An 11,293-nucleotide genomic window follows, 5' to 3' on the forward strand; every position below is an offset into this window, starting at 1 on the left:
GCCACCCCGACAGCCAAATAGCAGTTCAGAGGGCCCTCACCGAATCGGTGAGGGCCCTCTGCCGTTGCTGCGTGTCTATCTGCGTGACTACCGCTTTCTGAGTGCCTACGGCGACCGCGGATCGGCTCCGAATCCGAAGATCCCGTCCATGACGACGGCGCCGGTCTGGATCACGGGCCGGATCTGCTTCCGGTACACCTCCTCGGTCACCGCCGTACCCGAGTGCCCGACGAGCCGGGAGATCTCCTCCAGCGGGACACCTCGGTCGGAGAGCAGCGACACGAAGCTGTGCCGGAGCTCCCGGGGCGTCCACTCGTCGGCGTTGATCCCGTCGATGCCCTTGAGCGCCTGGCGGAAGGCGCGGCGGACGTTGGCAGCATCGAGCGGCTTGCCGACAGCCGAGGAGAAGACGAGCCTGTGCTCCTCCCAGTCGTCACCGGCGGCGAGCCGATCCCATCCCTGATCTTCGAACTGCTGCCAGAGGGCATCGACGCAGCGCGCCGGCAGGGCGAGCGTGCGCCGGGACTTCCGGGTCTTGGTGTCGCCGCTGCGCCGAACCGAACGCCAAACGGCGATGTGGGGAGGTTGCGGCGGATCGAAGTCGGGGCGGCCTTTCAGGAAGACGTGGTCCCACGTGAGGGCGCGCAGCTCCTCGGTGCGGGCACCGGTCAGCAGCGCGACGACGATGTACGGGTACATCGAGGTCCCTTCGGCCCCTTTGAGAACGGCCTCGGCCTGGGCGAAGGTGAGCGCCTTGGACGGGCGGCCAGCCTGCCCTTGGGGTACCGAGCAGAGTTCGACGACGTTGCGCTTCACCTTGTCCCGCGCCATGGCTCGCTTGACCGCACGGTTCAGGCAGGAGTGAAGGCCCTGGAGGGTGCGCGTACTGAGCGTCTTCGCCTTGGTGGCCAACCAGCGGTCTACGTCCTCCGCGCTGAGGTCACGGAGCTTGCGAGCGCCGAGCGACGGAATGACGTGCTTCTCGCTCAGGAGTGTTGTGGTCTCGACGGTTCTGGGGTCGAGGCCGGCCAACCCGTAGGTGAGCCAGTCCGTCACCGCGTCTTTGACCGTGTAGTTGGTGGGTGCGATGGCGAGGCCGTCCTCGTGGTCCCGCAACACCTCCTTGAGCTTGTTCTTCGCTTCCGTCTTGGTCTTGCCACTCCCCCGCTTCACGATCCGCTTACCGCTGGGGTCGAAGCCGAGGTTCGCCGTGGCGATCCAACGCTGTCTCTTCTCGTCCCAGTGCAGGCCGCCGTCACCGCGGCTACGACGCTTTGTCATCAGGCCGCCTCTTCCATCTGGCCCCGGATGAAGGCACGTACAGCGTCATCGGGGATACGGCGGCAGCCGTCGACCTTGATGGAGACCAGGCGCCGGGTGCGGATGAGGTCGTACACCTTCGTGCGGCCGACCTTGAGCCGCGTCATGACCTCGGAAACGGTGAGCAGTTCGGGCGCGGCCGTGGTCATTTGGTGGGCTCTCCTTCGGTTCCGGGGGCGGGTTCGAGGGACGCGGCGAGCCAGGCTTCGGCGGAGGACAGGCCCGTTCCGGCAAAGACCCAGTGCGCGAGGACGTATGTGGTGTCGGTGCCGCGTTCCGGTTGCGCGGCGGCTGCTTGGGCGCGGCGCCATTCGGCGCGGGCGTCGCGGAGGGCGCCGAGGGTGGTGGAGTAGCGGCGGGACTTGGTGGAGAAGTGGCCGCGGAAGCCGAGCATGTGGGCCCAGGCGCGCAGGCGGAGGTGTTCGAGGCTCTTGCGTGCGCCGAGGTCCCAGGCGGTTCGGATGAGGCGGCGGGCGTGGTCGCTGATGTCGAGTTGGGCGAGTTCGGCGGCGAATTTCAGGGGGCGGTCGAGAGCTCCCGTGGCGGTTTCAGCGCCCTTGGTGGCGTACTTGGCGATGTAGGCGGCGACGGCTCGCTCGGTCAGCTCCTGGCCGTCGTTGAAGTCGGCGGATCGGATGGTGCGGACGTCGAGTTGGCGGCCGAAGGTGAAGGTGTGGGCGTGGCCGTCGATGGCCGGGCCGTCCACTCGGACCTTGTCGGTGGCGGCGCGGATGGCGTCGGTGAGGAGTTCAGCGGTGGCCCAGGGCGGGGGCGGGGTGTCTCCGCCGGCGGGGCCGTCGAGACGTATGACCGCGTGGAAGTGGACGGCGCCGCGCTTCTGGTACTCGGCGACCTTGGCGAAGGACACGCGGGCGTGGTCGCGGAGTCGGCGTTGGGAGAGGCCCGCCCGCTTGGCGACCTCTCGGCGCAGGTAGGTGGAGAAGCGTCGCCAGAGGGCGCCTGCGTGGGCGTTCCAGAGCACGGCCGCTTCGTAGTCGTAGGTGTCCGGGTTGAGCGGGGTGCCGAGCGTGTCGTCGTCCTGGTCGTGGTGGGTGCCGCAGCGGCAGGGGCGGCCGCTGGAGGGGCGGTTGTGAACCGGGCCGAAGCTCGGTGCGGTGAAGGTGGCGAACACGCGGGGGTGGGCGGCGACGTGTTCTGGGGTGCCTTTGCCGCCGCGCAGTCCTGCGGTGATCAGGTGGAAGGTGTCGCGGCGGTAGACCTCGGCGCAGGCCGGGCAGCGGGTGGTGCGGCGGTTGTTGCAGCGGACGAGGAGTTGGCCGGCCGGGAGGCTGGTGGAGTCGAGGTGGTGGAGGACGTTGCCGATCTCGCCGGTGGTGGTGTCGACGTCGTACTCGGTGCGGTGGCCGTCGAGGCGGATCGGGTGGGTGCAGCCACCGAGGCCGGAGAGCTGGCGGAGGATGCCCGGGAGCGTGCCCTGTGCGGCCAGGTGCGTGACTTCCGGGAGTGGGGCCGGAGTGGTGCGGGTGAAGATGGCTTTCTCCTTTGGCTGGCTCGGTCGGGAGGAACAGGCGCCGGGGCGGCGGAATGCTCGGTCGTGTGCCGCCGCCCCGAGCTGCCGGGGGCGGGGTTCAGTGCCGGTTGTGATCGCGGAGCATCGAGCGCAGAACGGCGGCGGCCACGGCGACGGAGATGGCTGTCACGGCGACGGCGGCCAGGAGCGCGGTGAGGACGACTCCGCCGACGAGCACGACAGCGACGGTGTTCTTGTCGATCGCGACTGACGGCAGTGAGCGCCGTATGGGCGCCGGGGCGGTCGGGGCGTGGGTGTGCGCCGGCGGCGGGGTCGGGTTGTCGGGGTACTTGGGCAGGAACACGGTCGGAGACTCCTTATCTACTCGTCTAGTCATGTGAGCTGTTTATGACGTCCACGCCGGAGCGCGTGCCGGACTCGATGGCGGGGGCCATGAAGGTGTGGGAGAGCCAGAAGCCGAAGAGGGCGATCAGGACGACGATCCAGGTGCGGACGCCGAGGAACTTGACCGCTCCCCAGGCGAAGAAGCCGAGGACGAACACGAGCGGGAGGCTGACGGTCACGGTCTTCCAGGTCCTTTCAGCGGACGGGGCAGCGGTGGGCGCGGGCGGCCAGTTCGGCGGCGGCGCGGCTGTCGTAGTCGGCGGAGAAGCCGCAGCGCGGGGCAGTGCAGGCGGCGGTGTGCTTCTCGCGGCCCCGGCCGTCGTATGACGTGCCGACCTGGACGGGGCCGATGCGGGTGACACTGCGGAAGCGGCGGTTGGCGGTCACGTGGGTCTCCTTTCAGAGCTGGGCGGCGATGGCTTCGGCCATGGGGGCCGGGACGCCGAGGCGGGCGCGGAGGGTCGGGGTGTCGATCGGTGTGCCGGTACGGGTGTGGTGGTCGGCGGCGACCTTGCGGGCGTGGTCGACCAGGGCGGCCGGGACCGGCACGGCGGGGCGTTCGGGCGGTGCTTCGAGGGCCGGTTGGGCGGGTGGCTCGGGGGTGGGTTCGGGCGTCGCCTCCTGGTCCTCGATGACGTCGAGGTTGTTGTCCGGTGGGGTGGGGGTGGTGTGGGCGAGGAGGGTGCCGCCGAGGAAGGCGACGGCGGGCCAGCCCGCGACGAGGATGCGCAGCCACGCCGGCACGTGAGTCAGGTCGAGGAGTCCGGCGGTGGCGACGTTGGCGCCGAGCGATGCGGTCAGGGCGATGACGAACCAGCACCAGCCGGACGCTTTGGCATCACCGGAGCGCAGTCGACGCCAGGCAGCGACGAGCAGCAGGTCGACGCTGATCGGATAGGCCCACGCTTTCCATCCGTCCTGTCCGGCCGCCGAGGCGATGTCGTGCAGGTGGGCGAAGGACAGCGAGGCGGCGATGAGTGCCTGGACGAGCACCGCGTCGACGCGGGCCAGTTGGGCGCGCATGCTGCGGCTCCTTTTCGGGTTCAGGCATGGCAGGGGTAGGGACTTGGCGTGAGGCGGTCACGCCGGCCGGGGTGGGGTGCGTCAGTCGGTCACCGGGCGCGGCTTCACGAGCGGCGCCGGGGCCTCGACCGGTCGAGCGGGCACGTCCGGACGGAAAGGCTTGAGCGCGGGCAGGTCCGGGACCAGATGAGCCGTGTCCCGGCAGGTCTCGGCAGCGTCGCTGAGGGAGAGATATGGCGTGCGGATGCGGGACCAGCCGCCGGAGGTGTCACCGGCTACGGCCAGGCCGGGCCGTTCGGGGGCGATGGCGCAGGCGGCCATGACCGCTTCCGGTGCGATGTCGCCGAGGGCCATCTTGGCGGAGGCTTCGTCGTTGACGCGGTGGCAGACACGGCCGGTGAGCTGGGCGCGGAGCATGGTGGCACCCTTGCCGAGTTCGGCGCCGAAGCGCTGCCCGCACACCTCCAGGTAGATGCCGGCGGCGCGGCCGAGCTGGCCGAGCCGGATGAGCTGGGTGACCATCTCGTCCCGCCGTTCCTCGTCCTTCTTGGTGGCGACGAGGAAGAGTTCGGCCACCTCGTCGACGAACAGCACGAGTGGCGTGGGGCGTTGGTGTTCGGGCAGGCCCCAGATATCGGAGGTGATCTCCTCGTCGGGGGTGTCCGGGGCGATGCCCTGCCGGGCCTTGATCAGGTCGTATCGGTCCTCCATTTCCTTGACGAGCACGGGCAGGAGCTCCGCCGCCTGCTCCGGGTCCGTGGCGAGTGCCGAGAGCCGGGCCGCGAACGGCGCCAGCTCTACCCCGCGCTTGCAGTCGATGCCGACCAGGGCGACCGGCTGCCGGGCCAGGCCGGTGATGAGGTGGCGCAGGTACATGGACTTGCCGGACAGGGTCGCGCCGAGGGTGAGTTGGTGCGGGATGGTGCGGTAGTCGCGTACGAAGGGCATGGCGTCTTCTCGCAGCGCGACGGGCACCTTGAGGAAACCGTCCGCCACCTTGCGCGGCATCCGGACCTTGCGCAGGACGTCGTATCCCACGAGCCGCAGTTCGACGACACCGGGCTTGACGGTGGTGACGTACACGGCGTGTACGCCCCAGGCGTGCCGCAGCCGTTCGGCGGAGGCGGCGACGTCGGCGGGTTCCTGCCCCGGGGCGAGCCGGAGACGGATGCGCAGCCCGGTCGAGGTGGGCCGGATGATGCCCCGACGGGGCGGGACGGGCCGGACCTCTCGTTTGATGGTGGCCTTGACGGCGAGGACCCGCAGCCGGGAGGGAGCCACGGTCAGCCCGCAGGCTTCCATGACCGAGCCGTACGAGCCGAGCAGGCGAGTCGTGGATATCGGCAGGCCGATGGTGGACCAGTACAGGCTCGGGTGCTTGGCCCGAGTGTAGGCGGCCCCACCGCCGAGTGCGGCGAGGGGACCACCCACCTCCAGGAGCGTTGTCAGGTCAGTCATCAGGCAGCGGCCCCCGCAGCGGCCGGGAAGGCGGCCGGAGTGACGGCGGCGGCGCGGAAGGCGATGCCGTGCCGCTTCTGTCCGTTGAACACGGACTCCCAGGGCCGGGCGACCAGCCCCGGCAGCGAGACCGGCGCGCCCAGCGCCAGCCCCTCGGAGACACCGCTCTCGGGAACGGTGACCTTAATGAGCGACGACTCGCCGTCCTCGATGTGGACGACGCCGATCGTCATCAGCGCCTCACCGCTGACGGCATCTTTGGCGATCTCGCCCGTCTGACGGTCCCGGACCTTGGGCTCGGGAGCCTCGGTCAGCAGGATCGTCGCGGCCGAGGTCTCAACGCGGATGGTACGCAAGGGACTTCCCCTGTCTACTCGTCTATACATGTAACGTCCTGCGGACCCGATACCGGGAACGCGTGGACCACTATGCAACACAACTTGCCCACTCGTCTATACGAGTAAGCGTGTTGGGGTGTACGAGTCCGGGAATCGCCCCCGCGCACCACCGCAAACCATGACGATCAGGTCGCAGGAAGCTGGTACGACAGCACGTATGCGTCAGCGGCCATGACCGTGTCGCAGACCTCGACGGCGCGGCCCTCGGTGTCGAAGGCGGTCCGGATGAGGTGGATGACCGGGACGCCGGAGGCCAGCCGGAGGGTCTTCACCTCGGCCGGCGAGGGCATCCGGGCTCGGATCTCCTCCTCGAAGTGGTCGAGGCGGTGGCCCAGCTCTTCGAGGCGAGCGTAGATGCCGCCGGGCCCGGGGTTGGGTTCGGCGATCTGCGTGCCGCGTGCGATGTCGAGGGGCAGGAAGGAGGTGGCGAACTCGACCGGCCGCCCGTCCAGCAGATACCGCCGCCGACGGGCCAGCACACGCCTCACGGACCCGAGTCGCGCGGAGACGTCGGGACTGGCCTTCTCTTCCTTGACTTCCAGGCTGTCGACCTGCGGGTGACTGCCGGCGGCGTCGGCCTCGACGATGAAGGCGGACTTGCCCTGCTCCCGGTGCCGTCGCGCGAACCGGTCTGAGGCGAGACGTCGTACGGGAGGCCGTGGTCGGACGAAGACGCCCTTGCCGTGCTCGGCATGCACGAGCCCTTCCCCCTGGAGGATGGAGAAGGAGTTGCGGACCGTCATACGGGATACGCCGTAGTGCTCGACAAGGTCGGCTTCCGAGGGCAGCTTGTCGCCCTCGTGGAATCGCCCGCGGTCGATGGCCTCGCGCAGCTGGTCGGCGATCTGGCGGAAGACCGCACGATCGCTCGTGGGGTCGAGGTCGCCGAGGAGGCCGGAAGGAAGAGGGCTCACGCGTACTCCTTTAGGTATCTAGACGTGTGGGCGAGTCTTGTTGCTACGGTGGAGAGCCTAGCCAGCCGAGAGGGCCGAGGAACGTGAGCATGGACCGTCCGCACTCCGTGAGCGTCGCCGGAGTGATCGTTGACGCCCAGAACCGGGCCCTCTTGATCCAGCGCCGAGACAACGGCAAGTGGGAGCCCCCGGGCGGCGTCCTCGAACGCGACGAAACCATCCCCGAGGCCCTGCAACGCGAAGTTCTCGAAGAAACCGGCATCAAGATCGCGCTTCCCGCGACCCTGACCGGCGTCTACAAGAACATGACGGGTCTGATCGTCTCGCTGGTCTTCCGCTGCGAGGCCGCCGACGGCGTGCCCACCACCGGCGACGAGACCCGCGCCCTGCGCTGGGCCACCCGCCAAGAAGTGTCCGACCTTGCCGACGAGGCGTACGCGATCCGCGTCCTGGACGCACTCGACGCGGCGTCCCCGCCGGCCATCCGCGCTCACGATGGCGTGAAACTCGTCTAGCCCGAACCCGCTGCACATGGCGGCCTACCAGCATGAAGGAACTTGTATGCACGAGTATACGAGTACAGCCCGGGTCTGGGGACTCACTTGCCCAGGATTTCCCGAAGAGGTCAGCCGGGCCCGCCGCTGGACCCGCGACATCCTGCGCGGCTCACCCCTGGCCGAGGACGCCGAACTGATCGTGAGCGAGCTCAGCGCGAACGCCATCCTCCACACCGCCAGCGGCCGGGACTCGGGCAGCTTCCATCTGGCGCTTGCCGTCTCCGCACAGGTCATCGCCCTGTCGGTGACGGACGGAGGAGGTGCCGGTACAGCACCCAAGACCGAGCACCAGGACCAGAACGCCGAACACGGCCGGGGCCTGGGCATGGTCAGCGCCATCGCTCACCGGGTGGTGGTCCACAAAAGCGACGGCGGCCACACGGTCACGGCGGAGCTCTTCACCGGCACGTGCTCAGGAGGTCACCCGTGCTGAACACCGAGACCCGCCGCGGCTACTGGTGCGAGTGCTGGACCCAAGAGCTCCCAGACCAGGAACGGCCAGCACTCCGAGCCTCCTTCGACGCCTACTCGGCCCCTCAGGCAGACCGATGGGTCGCGGTCGCACTCCGCACGATCTCACCGGCACTGAACCCTGCGGCCTCCGACGAAGCATGGGTCTGGCTGTACCAGGGCCGCATCGCAACCCGGCAGGCACTCTTACGAGGTCAACCCTGCGAGGTCTCAGTGACCCACGGCAGCACCGCCATCACGTGGACTATCCGACCGGTGATCTTCCTACCGCTCGCACACCGACAAGGGGTCGAACTCCCCGCCTGCGTAGACGACTACAAGCCCCAAGCGATCGACCATCAATGCAACCGTTCTCAACGAGGCTGACAGGCGAGCCTGTTGCTGCAGTCGACAACGGGTGACGCTCACCCCAGCGTGGCCCCGAACCCGCCCCCTCTAGCCTCCGCCTCTGTCAGCTGCACAGTCCCCCGGTGAGACACCTCCACCTTGTAGAACCGTTTGCCTGTAGGCACATCACTGACGGCCACGTCGAATCGACATGTGCTGCCCGCTCGCGTCGACTCACCAAGGCCGCCAGTAGCCACCACCGTCCCAGCCGCGTCGTACACCGTGACAGCCGTGCCTTCAGAGATGTCGCTATAGCCCTCACTGCCCTTACACCCACCGGCACCATCGCCAACAACCCCGTCGGTCAGCTCGAACGTGCCGGTCAGGACAAACGTCGTTGGTGTCCGGTGCATGACGCGCGATGGAGTCGCGGTCGGAGTCTGCCTCGCGGTGTGCCGGCTGCCACCTGTGATGCCCCAGGCAACACCGACGGCGCCAGCCCCCACGACGGCACCAATGAGAGCCGCGAGCACGAGATGCATACGTCTTCGCTTTGCCGCGCCCGAAGACTTCGGAGGCGGATCGGTTGATGGCGCTGGATAGCCCGTGGTCATAGCCGAACCAAAGCTTCTCGCTGCCGACAGGCAGAGCTCCCGCCGTTCATAAGCTCAGGGTGCGCCCAGTGGGACAGATGTGCATCCTTGGGGTTTCACGCCAGCCTCGGGCAATGACAGCAGGGTGATCTGACACCCCAGACAGCCGTGTCGAGTCTCAGTTGATGCTTGACGGGTTGGCGTCGGGTGATGCTTGACGTCTGCCCTAGACGATCTTCCGGCGGTTGTGTTCGCCGGATTTGCGGACGACCACCTCCTTCCTGGTCACGCGCGGGACGGTCGTGATCAGCTCGGTTCCGTGGAAGACGCGGATGGCGTCCTCGCTGAGGTGGGCGGTGACGACCTGGTGGGCATATCCGCGGCCGAGTTGGATGCGCTGTCCGGCGACCATGAAGCCACCGACGTTGCTGACGGTCCGCTCGGCGATCTGCTCGGCGGGCGGTGGCAGCTGCGGTGGCGGACCGGCCGGGCGGCCGCCTTGGAGACGTCCGCAGGCCGAGGGCGGCAGGGGGCTGGGCAGGGTGGCCTGCAGGACACGCTGCTCGTCGAGGACCTGCAGAACTTTGCCGTCCAGCCGGAGGGTGACCCGCTGTCCGGCGAACGGCCAGCCGATCAGGACCTTGTCGCCGCCCAGGCCGACGTAGCCGACCGCGTTGACGGTGCGGTCGACTTCCACCACCCCACCGGACTTCTCGGCCGGTCCCGGATCATCCGCCCAGGCCGGAGCCGGTCGGGCGTCTCCGCCCGCGAGCAGGGCCTTCAGATCCCTGCCGGTCAGCTTCGAAGGCAGCGTCTTGTGCCGTTCGCCGCCGATGAGCACGTGCAGCCGGTTCACATCGACGCGCAGGGTCACCGCGGTGCCGGCCAGAGCCGGACCGAACCAGACCTGCTGACCGCGCAGGCTCAGGTTCCCCGACGCGGGCACCACCCTGTCCACCTCGATGGCGCCGACTTCCCCCTCGGCCATCGGCCAGGCCGCCGGCTCGGACAGAGGCTGAGGCGGGGAGGGCGCCGCAGGCGCGACCAGGTCGAGGCGGGCGGGCAGGACCACCGGCAACACGTCCTGCTCGGCCCGCGGCCGGGGGACGAACCGGCTCGCCGGCACGGCCATGTCCAGGGCCTGGTGCGGCCGCATCCGGTTGTAGTCCTCCAGCCATGCGTCCACCGCCGCCTGCGCGGCTGCGAGATCGGCGAACGGGGCTGATCCGTCGAGGAGTTCGCGTCGCAGTGTCTGGTGGAAGCGTTCGATCTTCCCGGTGGTGGTCGGTGACTGCGGCTTGGTGAGGCGGTGGGCGATGCCGTTCTCCCGGCAGATCCGGTCGAACATCGTCTCCCCGGGCCTGCCCGAGCCGAACCGGGCGGTGAACTGCTTGCCGTTGTCCGTCAGCACCTCCTCCGGCACTCCGAACCGCAGCAGGGCTTCCCCGAAGGCCCGACAGACCGCGCGGGCGGTGGCCCGCTCCACCACCTTGGCGATCACCATGAACCGTGAGTGGTCGTCGATCCCGGTGACCATCTTGCACTCGCCGCCATCGGCGAGCAGGATGCCGCCGACGATGTCCATCTGCCACAGTTCCATCGCCGCAGACCGCTCCCACCTGCGGTAATCCGACCGCCGCCGCCTGCGGACCCCCGGCTCGACCAGACCGTTGCGCACCAGGACCCGATAGACCGTCGCCCGCGACGGGACCGGCGCGATGCCCCGCCGCTCCAACTCGTGCACCAGCCGTCGTGGGCCCCAGCCGGGATGCCGGCGCCGCAGCTCACACACCACCGCCTCCACCTCCCCGGCGATCCGATGCGGACACGAGATGGGCCGGTGCGACCGGTCCGCCAACCCCGGCAGGCCCGACTGCTCGTACTTGCGCACCCACGCATGCACCGACTGCCTCGACACCCCATACCGGGCCGCGACCTGAGTGACCGGAACCCCCGCGGCAACCTCCATCACCGCGTGATACCGCTGCTCGACCACGCTCAACTCCACCAGCACGGCCCCGGCCCTCCCCATGCGCCCAATCCAGGCGCACAGCCAAACCGAGGCAAGCGGTGTCAAGCATCAGGTGAGGCCACAGCGTCAAGCATCAACCGAGACAAGACACACACCCAGACAGCCGACTGCGTTACAACTTTCTCTACTGGTTCAAGGCGGCTCGCTCCGCTCCCCGCGCGCGGCACGGCCCCCGGCCGGGCCTGCGCTCCTGTCTCCGCCCCGCTCCAGCCCGGCCGGCGCCCGTGCCGCGCTCAAAGCATGCAGCCGCCTGATGCCAGAGAAGGGGTGCATCGTGGCTGGGGCGGTCGGCTCCACGGCTTTAGAGGTCGTTCTCTTTCCGAA

15 protein-coding genes are annotated in these 11,293 nt (G+C 69.1%); 3 read left to right on the forward strand and 12 right to left on the reverse strand.

Annotated elements, in window-relative coordinates:
• Positions 1–105: 105 nt before the first annotated feature.
• From M8J74_RS42750 to M8J74_RS42795, 10 genes are all read right to left on the reverse strand, one after another.
• Positions 106–1,281 carry a site-specific integrase gene (locus M8J74_RS42750; protein WP_249841559.1) on the reverse strand — a complete coding sequence of 392 codons (1,176 nt, stop codon included), beginning with the start codon at positions 1,279–1,281 and terminating at the stop codon, positions 106–108.
• Positions 1,281–1,469 carry a helix-turn-helix domain-containing protein gene (locus M8J74_RS42755; protein ID WP_249841560.1) on the reverse strand — a complete coding sequence of 63 codons (189 nt, stop codon included), beginning with the start codon at positions 1,467–1,469 and terminating at the stop codon, positions 1,281–1,283. Before M8J74_RS42755 ends, M8J74_RS42750 begins: the two co-directional genes overlap by 1 nt.
• On the reverse strand, positions 1,466–2,767 hold the full coding sequence (locus tag M8J74_RS42760) for a replication initiator (protein ID WP_249841570.1): 1,302 nt from the start codon (positions 2,765–2,767) through the stop codon (positions 1,466–1,468). Before M8J74_RS42760 ends, M8J74_RS42755 begins: the two co-directional genes overlap by 4 nt.
• A 142-nt stretch (positions 2,768–2,909) precedes the next feature.
• A complete protein-coding gene (locus M8J74_RS42765) occupies positions 2,910–3,155 on the reverse strand; it encodes a SpdD protein (protein WP_249841561.1) in 246 nt (81 codons plus the stop codon).
• 25 nt (positions 3,156–3,180) lie between these two features.
• Positions 3,181–3,375 (reverse strand): hypothetical protein, encoded by a 195-nt coding sequence (locus M8J74_RS42770; RefSeq protein WP_249841562.1) that lies wholly within the window; start codon positions 3,373–3,375, stop codon positions 3,181–3,183.
• 16 nt (positions 3,376–3,391) lie between these two features.
• On the reverse strand, positions 3,392–3,583 hold the full coding sequence (locus M8J74_RS42775; protein ID WP_249841563.1) for a mobile element transfer protein: 192 nt from the start codon (positions 3,581–3,583) through the stop codon (positions 3,392–3,394).
• A 12-nt stretch (positions 3,584–3,595) separates the two neighbouring features.
• Positions 3,596–4,219 carry a DUF2637 domain-containing protein gene (locus M8J74_RS42780; protein WP_249841564.1) on the reverse strand — a complete coding sequence of 208 codons (624 nt, stop codon included), beginning with the start codon at positions 4,217–4,219 and terminating at the stop codon, positions 3,596–3,598.
• Positions 4,220–4,300: 81 nt separating this feature from the next.
• Positions 4,301–5,677: an FtsK/SpoIIIE domain-containing protein gene (locus M8J74_RS42785; protein WP_249841565.1), complete on the reverse strand. Its 1,377-nt coding sequence runs from the start codon at positions 5,675–5,677 to the stop codon at positions 4,301–4,303.
• Positions 5,677–6,033 carry an SCO3933 family regulatory protein gene (locus M8J74_RS42790; RefSeq protein WP_055625151.1) on the reverse strand — a complete coding sequence of 119 codons (357 nt, stop codon included), beginning with the start codon at positions 6,031–6,033 and terminating at the stop codon, positions 5,677–5,679. The genes M8J74_RS42785 and M8J74_RS42790 overlap by 1 nt, the downstream gene beginning before the upstream one ends.
• Before the next feature lie 167 nt (positions 6,034–6,200).
• Positions 6,201–6,989, reverse strand: a complete 789-nt coding sequence (locus M8J74_RS42795; protein ID WP_249841566.1) for a GntR family transcriptional regulator — start codon at positions 6,987–6,989, stop codon at positions 6,201–6,203.
• A gap of 107 nt (positions 6,990–7,096) precedes the next feature.
• On the opposite strand from M8J74_RS42795, the gene M8J74_RS42800 reads away from it, so the two are divergent.
• From M8J74_RS42800 to M8J74_RS42810, 3 genes are read left to right on the forward strand one after another with little or no spacing between them, the layout of a single operon-like run.
• Complete coding sequence (locus M8J74_RS42800) at positions 7,097–7,504, forward strand: NUDIX hydrolase (RefSeq protein ID WP_249841571.1); 408 nt, start codon at positions 7,097–7,099, stop codon at positions 7,502–7,504.
• Positions 7,505–7,550: 46 nt separating this feature from the next.
• Positions 7,551–7,979 (forward strand): ATP-binding protein, encoded by a 429-nt coding sequence (locus tag M8J74_RS42805; RefSeq protein ID WP_249841567.1) that lies wholly within the window; start codon positions 7,551–7,553, stop codon positions 7,977–7,979.
• Positions 7,973–8,383, forward strand: coding sequence for a hypothetical protein (locus M8J74_RS42810; RefSeq protein WP_249841568.1), 411 nt, complete (start codon positions 7,973–7,975; stop codon positions 8,381–8,383). Before M8J74_RS42805 ends, M8J74_RS42810 begins: the two co-directional genes overlap by 7 nt.
• A 38-nt stretch (positions 8,384–8,421) precedes the next feature.
• Here the strand turns inward: M8J74_RS42810 and M8J74_RS42815 are convergent, their stop codons facing one another.
• Both M8J74_RS42815 and M8J74_RS42820 read right to left on the reverse strand, forming a co-directional pair.
• Positions 8,422–8,886, reverse strand: a complete 465-nt coding sequence (locus tag M8J74_RS42815; protein WP_249841569.1) for a hypothetical protein — start codon at positions 8,884–8,886, stop codon at positions 8,422–8,424.
• A 277-nt stretch (positions 8,887–9,163) separates the two neighbouring features.
• Entirely contained in the window at positions 9,164–10,939 is a 1,776-nt protein-coding gene (locus tag M8J74_RS42820) for an IS481 family transposase (protein WP_249841572.1), read from the reverse strand.
• Between the last annotated feature and the right edge of the window lie 354 nt (positions 10,940–11,293).

This window comes from Streptomyces panaciradicis (genome assembly GCF_023516615.1).
GTDB classification, from domain to species: domain Bacteria; phylum Actinomycetota; class Actinomycetes; order Streptomycetales; family Streptomycetaceae; genus Streptomyces; species Streptomyces panaciradicis.